At 37.1% G+C, this 18,955-nt stretch carries 19 protein-coding genes; 16 read left to right on the top strand and 3 right to left on the bottom strand.

The window, feature by feature from the left end; genetic code table 11:
• The 8 genes from AC0NJG_RS03980 to uvrC form a co-directional block, all read left to right on the top strand.
• Nucleotides 1-630, top strand: a 630-nt coding sequence (locus AC0NJG_RS03980) for a BclA C-terminal domain-containing protein (protein ID WP_474062883.1), incomplete at its 5' end; no start/stop codon positions are given.
• Nucleotides 631-818: 188 nt separating this feature from the next.
• Nucleotides 819-2,504 carry a long-chain-fatty-acid--CoA ligase gene (locus tag AC0NJG_RS03985; RefSeq protein ID WP_139303856.1) on the top strand — a complete coding sequence of 562 codons (1,686 nt, stop codon included), beginning with the start codon at nt 819-821 and terminating at the stop codon, nt 2,502-2,504.
• Nucleotides 2,505-2,610: 106 nt separating this feature from the next.
• Complete coding sequence (locus tag AC0NJG_RS03990; RefSeq protein ID WP_087954165.1) at nt 2,611-3,198, top strand: TetR/AcrR family transcriptional regulator; 588 nt, start codon at nt 2,611-2,613, stop codon at nt 3,196-3,198.
• Nucleotides 3,199-3,209: 11 nt separating this feature from the next.
• Complete coding sequence (locus tag AC0NJG_RS03995; protein WP_000911295.1) at nt 3,210-3,986, top strand: enoyl-CoA hydratase; 777 nt, start codon at nt 3,210-3,212, stop codon at nt 3,984-3,986.
• Between the two features lie 78 nt (nt 3,987-4,064).
• Nucleotides 4,065-4,838 (top strand): electron transfer flavoprotein subunit beta, encoded by a 774-nt coding sequence (gene etfB / locus AC0NJG_RS04000; RefSeq protein ID WP_001029026.1) that lies wholly within the window; start codon nt 4,065-4,067, stop codon nt 4,836-4,838.
• A 36-nt stretch (nt 4,839-4,874) separates the two neighbouring features.
• Nucleotides 4,875-5,852, top strand: a complete 978-nt coding sequence (gene etfA / locus AC0NJG_RS04005) for an electron transfer flavoprotein subunit alpha (protein WP_000101965.1) — start codon at nt 4,875-4,877, stop codon at nt 5,850-5,852.
• A gap of 211 nt (nt 5,853-6,063) precedes the next feature.
• The gene (trxA, locus tag AC0NJG_RS04010) at nt 6,064-6,378 is read left to right on the top strand and encodes a thioredoxin (RefSeq protein WP_001018943.1); all 315 of its coding nucleotides are present in this window, start codon (nt 6,064-6,066) and stop codon (nt 6,376-6,378) included.
• Nucleotides 6,379-6,526: 148 nt separating this feature from the next.
• Nucleotides 6,527-8,311, top strand: a complete 1,785-nt coding sequence (uvrC, locus tag AC0NJG_RS04015; protein WP_000544276.1) for an excinuclease ABC subunit C — start codon at nt 6,527-6,529, stop codon at nt 8,309-8,311.
• 113 nt (nt 8,312-8,424) lie between these two features.
• Here uvrC and AC0NJG_RS04020 read toward each other — a convergent pair whose 3' ends face one another.
• Nucleotides 8,425-8,874 carry a YslB family protein gene (locus tag AC0NJG_RS04020; RefSeq protein ID WP_000042224.1) on the bottom strand — a complete coding sequence of 150 codons (450 nt, stop codon included), beginning with the start codon at nt 8,872-8,874 and terminating at the stop codon, nt 8,425-8,427.
• A 300-nt stretch (nt 8,875-9,174) separates the two neighbouring features.
• Between AC0NJG_RS04020 and sdhC the strand changes: the two genes are divergently transcribed.
• The 4 genes from sdhC to AC0NJG_RS04040 all read left to right on the top strand — a co-directional run bounded on the left by sdhC (nt 9,175) and on the right by AC0NJG_RS04040 (nt 12,901).
• Nucleotides 9,175-9,801, top strand: a complete 627-nt coding sequence (gene sdhC / locus AC0NJG_RS04025; protein WP_000678354.1) for a succinate dehydrogenase cytochrome B558 — start codon at nt 9,175-9,177, stop codon at nt 9,799-9,801.
• 13 nt (nt 9,802-9,814) lie between these two features.
• Entirely contained in the window at nt 9,815-11,608 is a 1,794-nt protein-coding gene (gene sdhA, locus AC0NJG_RS04030) for a succinate dehydrogenase flavoprotein subunit (protein ID WP_000676752.1), read from the top strand.
• Entirely contained in the window at nt 11,601-12,362 is a 762-nt protein-coding gene (sdhB, locus tag AC0NJG_RS04035) for a succinate dehydrogenase iron-sulfur subunit (RefSeq protein WP_001291827.1), read from the top strand. The genes sdhA and sdhB overlap by 8 nt, the downstream gene beginning before the upstream one ends.
• 92 nt (nt 12,363-12,454) lie before the next feature.
• Nucleotides 12,455-12,901: an acyl-CoA thioesterase gene (locus AC0NJG_RS04040; protein ID WP_087996708.1), complete on the top strand. Its 447-nt coding sequence runs from the start codon at nt 12,455-12,457 to the stop codon at nt 12,899-12,901.
• Between the two features lie 35 nt (nt 12,902-12,936).
• Here AC0NJG_RS04040 and AC0NJG_RS04045 read toward each other — a convergent pair whose 3' ends face one another.
• Nucleotides 12,937-13,716 (bottom strand): M15 family metallopeptidase, encoded by a 780-nt coding sequence (locus tag AC0NJG_RS04045; protein WP_000720209.1) that lies wholly within the window; start codon nt 13,714-13,716, stop codon nt 12,937-12,939.
• A gap of 264 nt (nt 13,717-13,980) precedes the next feature.
• On the opposite strand from AC0NJG_RS04045, the gene motA reads away from it, so the two are divergent.
• Both motA and motB read left to right on the top strand, forming a co-directional pair.
• Complete coding sequence (gene motA, locus AC0NJG_RS04050; RefSeq protein ID WP_087954167.1) at nt 13,981-14,775, top strand: flagellar motor stator protein MotA; 795 nt, start codon at nt 13,981-13,983, stop codon at nt 14,773-14,775.
• Nucleotides 14,765-15,553: a flagellar motor protein MotB gene (gene motB / locus AC0NJG_RS04055; protein WP_087954168.1), complete on the top strand. Its 789-nt coding sequence runs from the start codon at nt 14,765-14,767 to the stop codon at nt 15,551-15,553. Before motA ends, motB begins: the two co-directional genes overlap by 11 nt.
• Before the next feature lie 24 nt (nt 15,554-15,577).
• Here motB and AC0NJG_RS04060 read toward each other — a convergent pair whose 3' ends face one another.
• The gene (locus tag AC0NJG_RS04060) at nt 15,578-16,405 is read right to left on the bottom strand and encodes a 5'-nucleotidase, lipoprotein e(P4) family (protein ID WP_087954169.1); all 828 of its coding nucleotides are present in this window, start codon (nt 16,403-16,405) and stop codon (nt 15,578-15,580) included.
• A 344-nt stretch (nt 16,406-16,749) separates the two neighbouring features.
• Between AC0NJG_RS04060 and AC0NJG_RS04065 the strand changes: the two genes are divergently transcribed.
• Together AC0NJG_RS04065 and AC0NJG_RS04070 are read left to right on the top strand one after the other, a co-directional pair.
• Nucleotides 16,750-17,634 carry an ABC transporter ATP-binding protein gene (locus AC0NJG_RS04065; protein ID WP_140168710.1) on the top strand — a complete coding sequence of 295 codons (885 nt, stop codon included), beginning with the start codon at nt 16,750-16,752 and terminating at the stop codon, nt 17,632-17,634.
• Between the two features lie 2 nt (nt 17,635-17,636).
• Nucleotides 17,637-18,857, top strand: a complete 1,221-nt coding sequence (locus AC0NJG_RS04070; protein ID WP_087954171.1) for an ABC transporter permease — start codon at nt 17,637-17,639, stop codon at nt 18,855-18,857.
• Nucleotides 18,858-18,955: the final 98 nt, after the last annotated feature.

Raw genomic sequence — 18,955 nt, forward strand, 5'->3', positions numbered from 1 at the left:
GCGACAGGAATAACGGGATCAACGGGTCCAACGGGAGCGACAGGAATAACGGGATCAACAGGTCCAACCGGGGCGACAGGAATAACAGGAGCAACAGGCCCAACCGGGGCGACAGGAATAACAGGATCAACAGGTCCAACCGGGGCGACAGGAATAACAGGATCAACAGGTCCAACGGGAGCGACGGGATCAACCGGTTCAACAGGGGCAACTGGTACAAGTATCACGGCGACGTATGCATTTGCAAATAATACGTCGGGAACAGCGATATCGGTAGTTCTTGGTGGAACGAATGTCCCGCTTCCAAATAATCAAAACATCGGTCCAGGAATTACTGTTTCTGGTGGGAACACAGTATTTACGGTTGCAAATGCTGGGAATTATTATATTTCATATACAATTAATATAACGGCTTCATTATTAGTCAGTTCACGGATTACAATTAATGGAGGGGCACTTGCTGGGACGATCAATGCTCCTGCGGTAGCAACCACATCATTTAGTGCAACAATTATTACAACTCTTGCAGCAGGAGATGCTATTAGTTTGCAACTATTTGGTTTATTAGCTGTTGCAACATTATCAACAACTACACCAGGGGCTGTATTAACGATAATAAGATTAAGCTAAATAATAACTCTCTTACTTTTTTAAGATTAGGAGAGTTTATACATATAATAAGAAGTTAATGAAGTAAAGCATAGTTATGTAAAAGTCAGAATATTATGATTGTAACGTTATGGTGACTATAATATAATGAAAACAACCTCATGAATGAACATTCATTTATTTTTTATGTATTTGAAGGGGGAATGAAGGTGGAAAAACCATGGTTGAAAAGTTATCCAGAGGAAATTCCAAGTACGATTTCTTATGATATTCAGCCGCTTCATAAATATGTAGAACAGATGGCTTCTCGCTATCCAGAAAAGAAAGCGCTTCACTTTTTGGGGAAGGATATTACATTTTCGGACTTCCATGATAAGGTGAAGAAGTTTGCAAATTATCTTCAAAAGCTCGGTGTGGAAAAGGGAGATCGAGTTGCTATTATGTTGCCGAATTGTCCGCAAGCTGTAATTGGTTATTACGGTACATTACTTGCAGGAGGTATCGTAGTACAAACAAATCCACTATATACAGAAAGAGAATTAGAATATCAGCTTCATGACTCGGGAGCAAAAGTAATTCTTTGCCTAGATTTAGTATTTCCAAGAGTAACGAATGTTCAATCTGCTACAAAAATTGAGCATATTATTGTAACGCGTATTGCGGACTTTTTACCCTTCCCTAAAAATCTATTGTATCCATTTGTGCAGAAAAAACAGTCGAATTTAGTTGTGAAAGTATCAGAGAGTGAAACGATTCATCTTTGGAATTCAGTAGAAAAAGAAGTGAATACGGATGTTGAGTTGCCTTGTGATCCTGAAAATGATCTAGCACTTTTACAGTACACAGGAGGAACAACTGGATTTCCGAAAGGCGTTATGTTAACGCATAAAAACCTCGTTTCTAACACTTTGATGGGAGTTCAATGGTTATATAATTGCAAAGAAGGAGAAGAAGTCGTTCTTGGGGTTCTTCCATTTTTCCACGTGTACGGCATGACGGCTGTCATGAATTTAAGTATTATGCAAGGATACAAAATGGTTCTTATTCCAAAATTTGATATGAAAATGGTTTTTGAAGCGATTAAGAAGCATAAAGTGACATTGTTTCCAGGAGCACCAACTATTTATATCGCTCTTTTAAATAGCCCGCTTTTAAAAGAATACGATATTTCTTCTATTCGTGCTTGTATTAGTGGATCAGCACCACTGCCGGTAGAAGTACAGGAAAAGTTCGAAACAGTTACAGGGGGTAAACTAGTAGAGGGATATGGTTTAACAGAATCATCTCCAGTTACACATAGTAATTTTTTATGGGAAAAGCGAGTGCCAGGTAGCATTGGAGTTCCGTGGCCAGATACAGAAGCAATCATTATGTCGCTTGAAACTGGTGAGGCATTACCACCGGGAGAAATCGGTGAAATTGTAGTAAAAGGTCCTCAAATTATGAAAGGGTATTGGAATAAGCCAGAAGAAACAGCAGCTGTACTGCAAGATGGATGGCTCCATACAGGGGATGTTGGCTACATGGATGAAGATGGCTTTTTCTATGTGAAAGATCGTAAGAAAGATATGATTGTTGCGAGTGGATTTAATGTGTATCCTCGTGAAGTAGAAGAAGTATTATATGAGCATGAAAAAGTGCAAGAAGTAGTGACGATTGGAGTTCCTGATCCATACCGAGGAGAGACAGTTAAAGCGTTTGTTGTGTTAAAAGAAGGTACGGAGTGTTCTGAGGAAGAATTAAACCAGTTTGCGCGTAAATATTTAGCGGCCTATAAAGTGCCGAAAGTATATGAGTTTAGAGATGAACTGCCGAAAACGACAGTTGGAAAAATTTTACGCCGTGTCCTAATTGATGAAGAGAAAAGAAAGAATGAGGATGAGCAAACGGGCTAAGGCCCTTTCTTTTTGAAAAAATAGGATTGACACTTTTCTAAATAGTCAGTATTATAAGAATATGAATGACTATTCATTCAGTCATCTTCTTGAAGGGGACAGTAAAGTGAAGAAAAATAGACCGAAATACAATCAAATTATTGATGCGGCAGTCATTGTGATTGCGGAGAATGGGTACCACCAAGCTCAAGTTTCTAAAATAGCAAAGCAAGCTGGGGTAGCGGATGGCACGATTTATTTATATTTTAAAAATAAAGAAGATATATTAATATCCTTATTCCAAGAGAAGATGGGAGAATTTGTCGAAACAATTCGTCAAAAAACAGCAGGAATTGAAAGCGCTGTATCGAAGTTATTCATGTTGGTAGAAACGCACTTCTTGCTGTTGTCACAAAATGATCCTCTTGCTATCGTTACGCAATTAGAGCTAAGACAGTCCAATCAAGAATTACGCCTAAAAATAAATGAAGTATTAAAAGGCTACTTACAAGTTATGGATGAGATTTTAGAGACAGGTATAAAGCAAGGTGAATTCCAAGCGGATTTAAATGTTCGCGTGGCAAGACAAATGATCTTTGGAACAGTAGATGAAGTTGTGACCAATTGGGTAATGAGCGATCATAAGTATGATCTGGTCGCACTTTCAAAAACGGTACACGGGCTACTTATTGCAGCTTGTGGTTATCGTCAATAATGGGAGGGATCATGTTGAAATTCCTATCTGTAAGAGTTGAAGATCATATCGCGGTGGCTACGTTAAATCATGCGCCAGCTAACGCGATGTCTTCACAAGTTATGCATGACGTTACTGAATTAATTGATCAAGTGGAGAAGGATGATAACATTCGTGTTGTTGTTATTCACGGTGAAGGGCGCTTCTTCTCGGCGGGAGCAGATATTAAAGAATTTACATCTGTTACTGAAGCGAAACAAGCGACTGAATTAGCGCAGCTTGGACAAGTTACGTTTGAGCGCGTTGAAAAATGTTCAAAACCAGTTATCGCGGCAATTCATGGAGCGGCACTTGGCGGCGGCCTTGAGTTTGCTATGTCTTGCCACATGCGCTTTGCAACTGAAAGTGCAAAACTTGGTTTACCTGAATTAACACTTGGATTAATTCCTGGATTTGCAGGTACACAGCGATTACCGCGTTATGTTGGGAAAGCGAAAGCTTGTGAAATGATGTTAACAAGTACACCGATTACTGGTGCAGAAGCATTAAAATGGGGACTAGTTAACGGAGTTTTTGCTGAAGAAACATTTTTAGATGATACGCTTAAAGTTGCAAAACAGATTGCTGGAAAAAGCCCAGCGACGACTCGTGCTGTACTAGAGTTATTGCAAACAACGAAATCGTCTCATTATTATGAAGGTGTACAACGCGAAGCTCAAATCTTTGGTGAAGTATTTACGAGTGAAGATGGAAGAGAAGGTGTAGCAGCGTTTTTAGAAAAACGTAAGCCTTCATTTAGCGGCAGGTAGTTCAATTATTTTTTTAATATAAATTAACAGAAAATTAGAATTGATAGAATCTTTCTGAAAAACAAGGGGGTAAATGGAATGAACATCTACGTACTCATGAAACGAACATTTGATACAGAAGAAAAAATCGTAATTAAAAACGGTGCAATTTACGATGGCGAAGCGGAATTCATCATCAACCCTTACGATGAATATGCAATTGAAGAAGCAATTCAAGTAAGAGACGCACAAGGCGGAGAAGTTACTGTTGTAACAGTCGGTGGCGAAGATAGTGAGAAAGAACTTCGTACGGCGTTAGCGATGGGCTGTGATAAAGCGGTATTAATTAATATTGAAGATGATGTAGAGAATGGTGACCAGTTTACGACAGCAAAAGTGCTTGCTGAATATTTAAAAGATAAAGATGCAGATTTAATTTTAGGCGGAAACGTTGCAATTGATGGTGCATCTGGACAAGTTGGTCCGCGTGTAGCTGAAGCGTTAAATATTCCGTATGTAACGACAATTACAAAACTTGCAATTGACGGTAAAAACGTGAAGATTGAGCGTGATGTTGAAGGCGATACAGAAGTGATTGAAACTTCATTGCCAGTTTTAGTAACAGCACAGCAAGGTTTAAATGAACCACGTTATCCATCGCTTCCAGGTATTATGAAAGCGAAGAAAAAGCCACTAGAAGAATTAGAATTAGATGATTTAGATTTAGAAGAAGATGATGTGGAAGCAAAGACAAAAACAATTGAAATCTATTTGCCTCCTAAGAAAGATGCAGGAAAAGTGTTACAAGGCGAGCTGCAAGACCAAGTAAAAGAACTTGTATCGTTGCTCCATACAGAAGCGAAAGTAATCTAATAAAATACGAAATTATATATGCAGGAGGGAAAATCTATGGCTCGTAAAGTATTAGTAATGGGTGAAGTTCGTGATGGATCGCTACGTAACGTTTCGTTTGAAGCGGTAGCAGCAGCAAAAACAATTGCAGAAGGCGGTGAAGTAGTAGGTCTTCTAGTTGGAGACAGCGTTGCCTCTTTTGCAAATGAATTGATTCATTACGGTGCAGATCGCGTTGTGACAGTTGAAAATGATAAATTAAAATCATATACATCTGATGGGTATGCACAAGCATTTTTAGCTGTATATGCTGAAGAAAATCCAGAAGGTATTGTATTTGGACATACAGCACTTGGTAAAGATTTATCACCAAAATTAGCAGCGAAGCTTGAAGCTGGTCTAGTTTCTGACGTAACTGCTTTAGAAGTTGAAGGTGGAAATGTTATCTTCACTCGCCCGATTTACTCTGGTAAAGCGTTTGAGAAGAAGATTGTAACAGACGGCATCTTATTTGCGACAGTGCGTCCAAATAACATCGCAACGCTTGAAAAAGATGAGTCTCGCAGTGGTGACGTGTCTTCTATTACAGTAGATGTGAAAGACTTACGTACAATCATTCAAGATGTCGTCCGTAAGACGGCAGAGGGCGTTGATCTTTCTGAAGCAAAAGTTATTATCGCTGGCGGACGCGGTGTGAAGAGTGAAGAAGGATTCAAGCCATTAAAAGAGTTAGCTGACGTATTAGGCGGCGCTGTTGGAGCATCTCGTGGTGCTTGTGACGCTGAGTATTGCGATTACTCATTACAAATTGGTCAAACTGGTAAAGTTGTTACGCCAGACTTATACATTGCATGTGGTATTTCTGGTGCGATTCAGCATTTAGCTGGTATGTCTAACTCAAAAATAATCGTTGCGATCAATAAAGACCCAGAAGCAAGTATCTTCAAAGTAGCTGACTACGGTATTGTTGGCGATCTATTTGAAGTCGTACCTCTTTTAACAGAAGAGTTTAAAAAGTTAAAAGTACATTCATGATTTGAGTACCCTTGAGTTCCAAGTGAAGTACCCCTATATATAGAAAAAGGTGAGAGATCCCCTGTCTCTCATCTTTTTAGTATGTAATCCGTATTTTTATATAGTATAAAGGAACACTTTTTTGTTACAATACATAACGATACATATTATTCGCCACGTATATAAGTTAATGATATACTCTTGGTAGAATATACTTGAAGGAGGAAATAAAATGGCAATTGTAAACGCAAATGACCAAAGCTTCGCAGCTGAAACTAGCGAAGGTGTTGTATTATTAGATTTCTGGGCACCTTGGTGTGGACCTTGTAAAATGATCGCTCCTGTATTAGAGGAAATTGATGCAGAACTAGGCGAAAAAGTAAAAGTAGTAAAAGTAGACGTGGATGAAAATCAAGAAACTGCTCGTCAATTCGAAGTAATGAGCATTCCAGCTCTTTTCGTATTAAAAGACGGTAAAGTAGTTGATCAAGCGTTAGGTTACAAACCGAAAGAAGCGTTAGTAGAATTAGTTTCTAAACACTTCTAAAATAAAAGGGCTACCATTTGGTAGCTTTTTTTATTTTCCTTTTTTACGCCTTTCCGTTACAATAAAAGAACGTATGTTGGGTGTTTTGGCATAGTATGTTTTCATATGAAAATAAAAATGCTAAGCATGTAGAAATGGAGGGTAACGAGTGCACGAACATTTAAAAGAAAAATTGGCTATTTTACCAGATCAACCTGGTTGTTATTTAATGAAAGATAAGCAAGGAACGGTTATATATGTTGGAAAGGCAAAAGTGCTTAAAAATCGTGTGCGCTCGTACTTTACTGGTTCGCATGACGGGAAAACACTTCGGCTAGTAGGAGAAATTGTAGATTTTGAATATATTGTAACCTCCTCAAATCTAGAGGCTCTCATTTTAGAGTTGAACTTAATAAAAAAGCATGATCCAAAATATAACATTCAATTAAAAGATGATAAAACATATCCTTTTATTAAAATTACAGCTGAGAAACAACCACGATTACTTATTACGCGAAATGTAAAAAAGGATAAGGGAAAGTATTTTGGCCCTTATCCGAATGCACAATCAGCTCATGAAACGAAAAAACTGCTAGATCGTATGTATCCGCTTCGTAAGTGCTCAAATATGCCCGATAAAGTTTGTTTATATTATCATATGGGTCAATGTTTAGCACCTTGTGTGAAAGAAGTGACGGAAGAACAAAACAAAGAAATTGTAGATGAAATTATTAAGTTTTTAAATGGTGGGCATAAAGAAGTTCGTTCAGAATTAGAAACAAAAATGTATGAAGCCTCAGAGAAACTAGAGTTTGAACGTGCAAAAGAGTTACGTGATCAAATCGCTCATATTGATGCGATTATGGAAAAACAAAAGATGATTATGAGTGATTTAGTGGATCGTGATGTGTTTGGGTATGCAGTTGATAAAGGGTGGATGTGTGTTCAAGTTTTCTTCGTTCGAAAAGGAAAGCTAATCGAACGTGATGTTTCTATGTTTCCAATCTACGACGAACCAGAAGAGGGATTTTTAACGTTTATCGGTCAATTTTATGAAAACAGTAGTCATTTTAAACCGAAGGAAATCGTCGTTCCAGGAAGTATCGATTCGGAATTAGTAGAGCGCTTTTTAGAAGTAGAAGCGACACAGCCGAAACGCGGTAAGAAAAAAGATCTTGTAGAACTGGCAAATAAAAATGCGAAAATTGCCCTGGAAGAGAAATTCTATTTAATTGAACGTGATGAAGAGCGAACGATTAAAGCGGTAGAGAATTTAGGGAAGCAGCTTGGAATTGAAACGCCTTATCGTATTGAAGCGTTTGATAACTCAAATATTCAAGGTACAAATCCTGTTTCTGCAATGATTGCTTTTATTGATGGGAAACCAGCTAAGAAAGAATACAGGAAATATAAAATTAAAACGGTTCAAGGGCCAGATGATTATGAGTCTATGAGGGAAGTTGTGAGACGTCGTTATACAAGGGCACTGAAAGAGAACTTACCTTTACCAGATTTAATCATTATTGATGGCGGAAAAGGCCATCTGGCGGCTGCAAGTGATATTCTAGAAAATGAGCTCGGTTTATATATTCCGATGGCAGGTCTTGTAAAAGATGACAAACATAAAACATCCCATTTAATTATTGGGGATCCACCTGAACCTGTGATGCTTGAGAGAAATAGCCAAGAATTTTATTTATTGCAGCGCATTCAAGATGAAGTGCATCGATTTGCAATTACATTCCATCGTCAATTACACGGGAAATCAGTCATTCAATCGGCATTAGATGATATTCCTGGAATTGGAGATAAACGAAAAAAGATATTGTTAAAACATTTCGGATCGCTAAAAAAGATGAAAGAGGCTTCTGTAACAGAATTTGTCGAAGCAGGTATGCCGAAAAATGTCGCAGAGACGATTTATACGTATTTAGCGGATAAGAAGACGTTGTAGTTTACAACGTCTTCTATTTTTTGGTATAATTTCTGAAGATTTAAAATAAATTCAAATGAATGAAAATGCAAAAAGTCAACTAAACTGATATGTCTAGTTGACTGCGGGTAATGCTACACTTCAATGAGATCTTTTATATCCCATTTTACAAGAAATGTAATAGAGTCTGAACGTTTTTTCTTTTCTTCGTAGGACTCAGCAACGACGTTTCGTTGCTTTTGAATTTGTTCAGCGATGAACCCAGCTTCTAATTGATAAGAAGAATGTCTTTTTTGTTTTTGACGTTCAGCGATGAGTGTGCCTTTAAGTTGGAACTGCATTTCACGACGCTTATGTTCAATAATGCTTAAAGTGCCCCAGCCAGCTTTTTCAAAGAACTGAATGACTTCTTCAATTGTTTCTAGTGGATATTTTCTTGCAAGGTTTCTACCGGACCAGTATAAAATACCATCTAGATCGTTACCGATTAAATCAGGTAGTAATTCTTCACGTAGCAATTCGTAAGCGAAGGCGTTCAATGAAACATCTTCTAAAGATGTTGTATCGATTGTATTTTTACTCACAATATTCCCCTCTTTCTATAGGGATTATTATATAACATTTCTCATTTATAAAAACAGATTTTTCTTTGAGAAAATCTGAATATATAAGAAGAAAAAAAGAATTGGCAAATTATATGCAAATTATGTATACGTTTTCTTGACGCTTCGACAAAAATAGGAGTAAAATGAACTTGGTATCAAATTATGCTGAAATATTTCGAATAATTTTTTCAGTTTTTCTTATGCCAATAGTGAAAAAACATTATTGCCATAAACTAATCTGAAAACAGCAGTCAATCATTCAAGGGGGGTAATGGGGACATGAAAGGCCGCGAGTATACGTTTCGTAAGTGGCACTCATTAATGGGGGTCATCCCGGTTGGTGTCTTTTTGACGCAACATTTAATTGTAAACAACTTTGCAACACGAGGAGCAGAGGCTTTTAACAAAGCTGCAGGCTTTATGGAGCTCCTTCCATTCCGGTATGCGCTAGAAATTTTCATTATCTTTTTACCAATACTGTACCATGCTATATATGGCTTATATATTGCATTTACAGCTAAGAACAATGCGGTTTCTTACGGTTATTTCCGTAACTGGATGTTCGTCTTCCAAAGAATTTCAGGTATCGTTACACTGATTTTCATTTCTTGGCACGTCTGGGAAACTCGTATTCAAGCAATGTTAGGTAAAGAGGTAAACTATGATATGATGGCAGATATTTTAAACAATCCAGCTATGTTTGCATTCTACTTAGTTGGTGTTGTTTCAACAATTTTCCACTTTGCAAATGGACTATGGACATTCTGCATCAGCTGGGGAATTACAGTATCTCCACGTTCACAAAGAATCTCTACTTATGTAACATTAGCTATTTTCTTAGGTCTATCTTATGTAGGTGTGAGTGCATTATTAGCGTTCATCGATCCACAGCTAGCAAACCAGTAAGGAGTGGGAGAGCATGAAAGGGAAACTTATAGTAGTCGGCGGTGGCTTGGCTGGCTTAATGGCAACGATTAAAGCGGCGGAAGCAGGAGTAAATGTTGAACTGTTCTCTTTAGTACCAGTAAAACGTTCGCATTCTGTATGTGCCCAAGGTGGAATTAACGGTGCCGTAAATACGAAAGGTGAAGGGGATTCTCCATGGATCCACTTTGACGATACAATTTATGGTGGGGACTTCTTAGCGAACCAACCACCAGTTAAAGCAATGTGTGAAGCAGCACCTGGTATCATTCATTTAATGGACCGTATGGGTGTTATGTTCAACCGTACGGAAGAAGGACTTCTTGATTTCCGTCGTTTTGGTGGAACGCAACATCACCGTACAGCATTTGCTGGTGCAACAACTGGACAGCAATTACTATACGCATTAGATGAGCAAGTACGTCGTCACGAAGTAGCAGGACTTGTAACGAAATATGAAGGTTGGGATTTCTTACGAGCTGTTGTTGATGATGAAGGTGTGTGCCGAGGAATCGTTGCACAAGACTTACAAACTATGGAGATTAGAAGTTTCCGAGCTGATGCCGTGATTATGGCAACAGGGGGCCCTGGTATCATCTTCGGAAAATCAACAAACTCCATTATCAATACAGGTACAGCTGCTTCTGCTGTATATCAACAAGGCGCATATTATGCAAACGGTGAGTTCATTCAAATTCACCCAACAGCAATTCCTGGAGACGATAAATTACGTCTGATGAGTGAATCTGCACGTGGTGAAGGTGGGCGTGTTTGGACATATAAAGATGGTAAACCATGGTACTTCTTAGAAGAAAAATATCCGGCTTACGGAAACCTTGTACCTCGTGATATCGCAACGCGTGAAATCTTTGATGTTTGCGTAGAGCAAAAACTAGGTATTAACGGTGAAAACATGGTGTACTTAGATCTTTCTCATAAAGATCCGAAAGAACTAGATATTAAACTTGGTGGAATTATTGAAATCTATGAGAAATTTACAGGTGACGATCCTCGTAAACTACCAATGAAAATCTTCCCAGCTGTTCACTATTCAATGGGCGGGCTATGGGTTGATTATAAGCAGATGACAAGCATTCCAGGTTTATTTGCAGCAGGTGAGTGTGATTATTCTATGCACGGTGGTAACCGTCTTGGTGCGAACTCACTATTATCAGCAATTTACGGTGGTATGGTAGCAGGACCAAATGCAATTGAATATATGAAAGGTCTTTCTAAATCATCAGATGCTGTTTCATCTACTGTGTATGAACAAAATGAATTAATCGAAACAGAGAAATTTAACAATATTTTAACGCTCGATGGTAACGAAAATGCGTATGTTCTTCATAAAGAGCTTGGAGAATGGATGACAGATAACGTTACAGTAGTTCGTGAAAATAAAAAATTATTAGAAACAGATGCAAAAATTGAAGAATTAATGGCGCGTTACAAACGTATTAACATTAACGATACAGCGAGATGGAGTAACCAAGGTGCTTCATTTACACGCCAACTTGCAAATATGTTTGAATTAGCGCGTGTTATTACAATTGGCGCATATAACCGTAATGAGAGCCGTGGGGCGCATTACAAACCTGAATTCCCAAATCGTGATGATGCAAACTTCTTAAAAACTACGATGGCAAAATTTGAAGGAGAAGGAAATGCGCCGGCATTCCATTACGAAGATGTGGATATTTCATTAATTAAACCACGTAAACGTGATTATTCTTCAAAACACGATGTAGCTGCTAAGGGTGAAGAGAAGGGGGATAAACAACATGTCTGAGAAAACAATCCGCCTCATCATTACAAGACAAGACGGACCAGATGCGCAAGCGTTTGACCAAGAGTTTGAAATTCCGTATCGTCCGAATATGAATATTATTTCGGCGCTTATGGAAATTCGTCGTAACCCTGTTGATTCAAAAGGAAATCAAACGACGCCGATTGCATGGGATATGAACTGTTTAGAGGAAGTATGTGGTGCATGTTCGATGGTGATTAACGGAAAACCACGTCAATCATGTACAGCGCTTATCGATCAATTAGAACAACCAATTCGCTTAAAGCCGATGAAGACATTCCCGGTTGTACGTGACTTACAAGTTGACCGTAGTCGCATGTTTAATGCTCTAAAACGTGTTAAAGCTTGGATTCCAATTGATGGTACGTATGACTTAGGACCAGGGCCAAGAATGCCTGAGAAGAAACGTCAGTGGGCTTATGAGCTTTCAAAATGTATGACATGTGGTGTTTGCTTAGAATCATGTCCAAACGTAAATAGTAAATCGGACTTTATTGGACCAGCTCCGTTATCACAAGCTCGTCTATTCAACTCACATCCAACGGGTGAAATGCATAAAGCAGATCGCTTACGTGCGATTATGGGTGATGGAGGACTTGCAAACTGTGGTAACTCTCAAAACTGTGTGCAATCATGTCCAAAGGGTATTCCATTAACAACTTCAATTGCGGCGTTAAACCGTGATACAACAATTCAATCGTTCAAAGATTTCTTTGGTAGCGACAATAACTATTAATAAATATTGCCTCTTCATATCGAAGAGGCAATATTTATAACTTTATTTTTCTGTTTATTCCGTTTATTTCGAGATAAAAAGGAGAGGGAACAATGAAGAGGATTTCTTATATTGAAGACTTTGAGCAATGGGAAAGTGGTTTTTCGTTTTACAACCCTGTAAAGGTTCGTTTTGGTGAAGTAGATATGTTTGGACATGTAAATAATGTCGTTGCCTTTACTTATTTTGAAGAAGCACGTATCGCATTGTTTAAAGAACTTGGATTTATGCAAGAATGGACGCATGAATCTTCAGAAACGATGATTGTTGTTGCGGATTTACAATGTAATTTTATTAAGCAAATATATTTTGATGAACAGTTGAAGGTGTATGTAAAAGCGGGATCAGTTGGGAATTCTTCATTAGATTTGCATTATATGGTGAAGAATGCAAAAGGGGAAGTTTGCTTAGTTGGTCGTGGAATGATGGTCCAAGCGTCGAAAAAAACGGGAAGAGGCGAACCGTGGCCTGAAGAGTGGAAGAAAAAATTAATACAATGATAGAGTGAAAGAAAAATAAGAGAGCAATTGCTCTCTTATTTTTTGTCTTCCATCGCCTCTTCTAATGTTAAATGATGTTTATATATGTATGTAGCGTATGGATTTCCAACGTAGCGCAAGTGCCACGGTTCATATGAATATTCTGTTGTTTCTGTTTTATCTTCTAAATAACGAATGACAAAGCCAAATTCATGAGCATGTTTTGCAACCCATTTACCTTCGTTTGTCTCTCCAAAAATAGGCTCTAATTGGAATTTAGCAGATTTTGAACTAATATCCATTGCTAAACCAGTTTGATGTTCACTCGTACCGGGAATGGCACTTACTGAATCCGCCTCAGCTTTTCCTTGACGTCTAACGTATGTATCATGTAATGATTTTTGGCGTTTGTATGAACGATAACCAGATACGGCTGTAAGTTCAAGTCCTTCTTTCTTTGCCGCTTCAAACATACTTTCAAGCGCATCTGCAGCATCTTTGCGCAGTAATGTTTTTTCTTTATCTTTTGGACTAGTAAATGGTACGTTTGGTCTCGTTAAGTCTTCAGGTGTGTATCCGTCTGGTAGTTTTCGATGTTTATTAACTAATACAAGATTAGACTCTGGATTTGTTACAACGGAAAAATCATTGTCTAGCTTCTTTGCATTATGATCAGCTTTTGGAAAAGCAGGAATCTCTTCTTTTTGGTGGTTACTATGCTGTTGACTTTCGACAGCTTTCGCATTATTTTGTAGTGGTGATTTAGAACTAAAGTAAGCGAAAGAAGTGATACCGATTACAATAGTAGTGGCAGAAATAATAATTATCTTTTTCATGATGCCTTGTAATCACAGTCCTTTCTTAATAAAATGTGTATTGTTTTTATTATAAGTCTAGTTTGTTGAAAAAGAAATATAAGAGTCGTAACGTAATAGAAATGCAAAGAAAATGTCAGAAAATGTGTGAAATTGTAGTATTTTTTCATTTAATTCATTTCTTATCTTTCATGAAATGAATTTTTTATGTAATATATATACATAAGAAGATGTAGCGATTATCGAGAATAAAGAACTTCTTGTATAGACTAGGAGTGAATGGGAATGGATTTTGCAACAATTATTGGACTTATTTTAGGATTTGTAGCAGTGGTAGTAGGGATGGTCGTCAAGGGCGCTGACGTAAATGCCTTATTAAATCCTGCCGCAGCATTAATTATTTTTATCGGTACATTTGCTGCAGTATGTATCGCATTTCCGATGAATCAACTAAAAAGGGTTCCAAAATTATTTAAAGTTCTTTTTGGTTCAAATAAAAAGGATTTGAGTTATGAACAGTTGCTAGAATTGTTTGTTCATTGGACATCAGAAAGTAGAAAATACGGTATTTTGTCTTTAGAGCAGCAATTAGACAAAATTCAAGATGAATTTCTTTTGCGTGGTATGAAATTTGTGATTGATGGCGTATCTGCAGAAGATTTAGAACAGATTCTAGAAGCCGAATTGGAAGCAATTGAAGAAAGGCATGCAAAAGGAGCGGCAATTTTTTCTCAAGCTGGTACGTATGCACCAACATTAGGGGTTTTAGGTGCTGTTATCGGTCTTGTAGCTGCACTTGGCAATTTAACTGATATTGAAAAGTTAGGACATGCTATTTCAGGTGCGTTTATTGCAACGATTTTTGGTATTTTCTCAGGTTATGTATTATGGCATCCATTTGCAAATAAGTTAAAACAAAAATCTGCAGCTGAAATCGAGAAAAAGCGTTTAATCATTGATTGTTTATTAATGTTACAAGAAGGTACATATCCGTTTATTATGAAGAACCGCATTTTAGGTTCACTTTCTGCAACTGAGCGTAAAAAGCTAGAAAAAGGAGCAGAAAACAATGCGGAGTAAGAAAAATAGAAGAGGCAAAAAGAAAAAACACGATGAGCATATCGACGAAACTTGGTTAATTCCATATTCTGATATGTTAACGTTGTTATTTGCATTGTTCATCGTTTTATTCGCAATGAGTAGTATAGATGCTGCGAAGTTTAAACAGATGGCTGTTGCTTTTCGAAGTGAATTAGCCGGTGGAACAGGCAACAAAGAATTTTTAAGTGATCAGAAGCCAAATGATGAAAAGGAATTATCAGCGAGTAGCCTTGAGGCAGAACAAACAAAAAAACAAGAAGAAGCTAGAGCCAAAGAAAAAAAAGAAATGGATGAATTGAAAGCATTACAAAAAAAGATTGATCAATATATTAATGAGAAACAATTATCCTCTTCTTTTCAAACTAAATTAACTGAAAAGGGATTAATGGTGACAATATTAGAGAATGTGTTGTTTGATTCCGGGAAAGCAGATGTGAAATTAGAATCTTTAGGGATTGCAAAAGAGATGTCTAGCTTACTTGTTTCAGCATCACCCCGTGAAATTACAGTATCCGGTCATACGGATAATGTCCCAATTGCCAATGCACAGTTTGCATCGAATTGGGAATTAAGTACGCAGCGGGCAGTTAATTTTATGCAAGTATTACTGCAAAATAAAGAATTACAACCAGAAAAATTTAGTGCGATTGGTTACGGAGAATACCGTTCAATTGCTCCAAACGATACACAAGAAGGAAAGGCAAAGAATAGACGTGTGGAAGTGTTTATCTTGCCTTTAACAGAGAATGCAAAGTAAAGAGGATGGCGAATGCCATCCTCTTTACTTTGCATCAAATGATTTTAAGTTGTCATGGCGGATTTTACCTTTTTCTGCATCTGATTTTTTGAAATCATAATCATATAAAGCACCTTCCCAATCGCCATACATTGGATTTGGGAAAATAATAAATTTCTCCCCAAATTGTGCTTTTGAATCTGAAACTGCTTGGTTTCGGTCCTTTACAGACTTTCCATCAAAACCAGTGAAGTCAGATAAGTTATCACCGAAGAATAAAACGATATCATGTGTTTGAGAAACGAGTTCACGGCGTTTTTCTTTTCCTTTTTCTTTCGGGTCTTGTAGTAATATATGTTCTTTCGTTGCTTGAGGAGCGCCTACACGCTCAAGGTTTTTAATTGTTGCATCTAATTGGTTCGTTTTACGATTTGAGATGTAGTAAATATCTACACCTTTAGACTCTGTATATTTTAAGAAATCAATTGCACCTGGAAGGGCTTCGGCTTCAGCCTTATTAATCCAGTCATCCCATTTATATGGATAGCCTTTGCCCGTTTTTACGCTCATTGCTTGATGAGGACTGTTGTCTAAAACAGTTTCATCTAAATCAAGTACGATAGCAGGTTTTTTTTCTGTCCCTTTTGCAAGAGCTGCATCAAGCTTCAATTGACCGATATTGTATCCTTGGTAGTACAGTGCTTTCGTTTCACCGGCTGTTTGATACCATAAATCAGCCATTAATTGCTGGTCTGTTAATTTTACTTTCTCTTCTTTCGCCACTGTTTTCTCTTGTGTTCCTGAACATGCTACAAGCGATGTAGATAGAACCGCTACAGATAATAAAGTGGTAATGCCCCTCTTCATCTTCATATGTATCCTCCTTGATGTTAGAAAATCAGTTAATATTATATATCGAAAAATAATATTTTTCGTATGAACATTTGCATATTGTCTTTTGTATATATAGTAGTATGTCCTATATTAGAAAGATGAGAAAAAATAGTGGAAATTATTTTGACAAGTTTAATTGTCGAAATGACAATAATAATTGACAAATCGCACGATAATATTTACAATTTTAACTAAATAGAACAAATGATGGATTAAGGAGATGTTACATATTAAGAGGATGAAGTGTAGTGCTATATTTTATCTTGTATAAACATAGTCTTTGAAAGAGAGTATGAATGATAGTAAAGGGGAGGCTTTATACTTTGAGTTTACAAATTCAAAACTTAACGAAACAATTTGGGGAATCAAAAGCAGTTAACGGCTTGCAAATTTCGTTACCAAAAGGTGAAGTGTTAGGATTACTTGGACGAAATGGTGCAGGAAAAACAACGACAATCAAAATGCTTCTCGGATTATTAACGCCTAATGAAGGCTCTATTACATGGGATGGAAAACCATTTGGGACTAGTGGAGTAACGATAGGGTACTTACCAGAAGAAAGAGGCTTATATACAAAAAGTAGAGTAGTAGACCAGCTGCGATATTTTGGCAGATTAGAAGGCATGACGAAAAAAGAAGTAGATCTTGCTATTGATCACTGGTTAGATCGATTAGCGATACCGGAATATAAATTTAAAACGGCAGGAGAGCTTTCAAAAGGGAACCAGCAAAAAATTCAATTAATTGCTGCTCTTCTTCATAACCCTGAACTTCTCATTTTAGATGAGCCATTTAGCGGACTGGATCCAGTGAATGCGGGAATGTTGGCTAGCATTATTGAAGAACAAGTACAGAGCGGAAAGACAATTATTTTATCTAGTCATCGTATGGAACAAGTGGAGGCTTTTTGCCAACATGTATGTATTTTGAAAAAAGGTGAAGCGGTCGTAAAAGGTCAATTAAGTGATATTAAAAAAGAATATGGTTTCCGTAATTTAACGATTGAAGATACAGAAGAGAATGAAAAGGGATTAAAAGCTATTCATGTATCGTATGAAAAACAACAAGGCCTTCTTTATGTGAAAGTGCAAGATGACGCAGAAGCTCTAAACATTTTACAACAATTGCAAGAACAAGGTATTACTTTACGACAATTTAAAATGTTAGAGCCAACGTTAAACGAAATCTTTGTAGAGAGGGCGAAATAACAATGCGTAAATTTTCTCACGTATTTTCATTTTATTTTAGGGAAGCATTTTTATCTAAAAAATCATTAATTACGAGTGCGATTTTGTTTTTAGTTGTGTTTGGGCTTTTCGCATTTAATCATTTCACAGCTGATAACGATAAAGGAAAGGATAAATTTGCTGTAGTAACAGAAAGCGATACGTATAAAGTGCAAGAAAGTGATATAACAAAGTTACTTCCGTCTGCTAAAGTAACGGTAGAAAATAAGGATAAGTTTAATGAACTACGTAAGCAAGTAGAAGATGGGGATTTAGACGGTTTATTCCGTATTACAGAAAAGAATGGTATCCCAGAAGTGACGTATATGTATAGTGGTTTTCCGAGTCAATCAACGGCTACACTTATGGCAAGTTATTTGAAGGAACAGTATACAGCGGTAATGATTGAAAAAAATAACGTATCTGCCGAAGTAGCAAAACAGTTACAGATGGAAATTCCGTTAAAGCAAGAGGCGGTAAAAGATCATGCATCTTCCTTTGGTATTGGCTATGTTTTCTCGTTTGCTTTATATATGTTTATTATTGTGTTTGGAACTGCAATTGGGACGACGATAGCATCTGAAAAATCATCCCGTGTTATGGAGTTAATGCTTCCGAAAGTAAAACCATTAACAATGCTACATGCTAAAATTTTAGCAATTGTTTCTAGTGCTTTACTATTACTTATTACTGCTTTTCTTGGTTTTCTTGTACCGTATTTATTAGGTTGGGTAGACCTAGAAAATGCATCTTTAGTAGGACTTGCACTAGACTTTTCCAAGTTGGATGCTGTAGTAATTAGTATGTTTGTTGTATATTTTGTTACAGGCTATTTACTATATGCAATGTTATATGCAGCGGTTGGTGCTGTTGTATCAAAAATTGAGGATGTGCAATCTCTTTCGTTCCCAATTACAATGTTAGGTATAGCAGCATTTTTCATTAGTATTAAATCACTATTTGATCCTAATAGTACATTAGCTGTAGTTAGTTCGTATATTCCATTCTTTACACCTATGGTTACATTTTCAAGGCTTGTAGCGGGTGAAGCAGGAACTGTAGAGATTATTGTGACTTTAGTCATTTTATTGGTGACTATTGCTATCGTCAATATGCTTGCAAGTCGCATTTACGTAAACGGTGTAATGAATTACTCAGACAAAGTGAAATTTAAAGATTTAGCAAAATTCATAAAGCGTCAATAACGAGAGAAAAGCATGGTTTTCTATTGAAATCATGCTTTTTCTTTATGTATAAATTAAAAATAGTATATAATAATAAGAGTTGTCTTTTAATAGAATGA

Source organism: Bacillus sp. SSR7 (assembly GCF_055902415.1).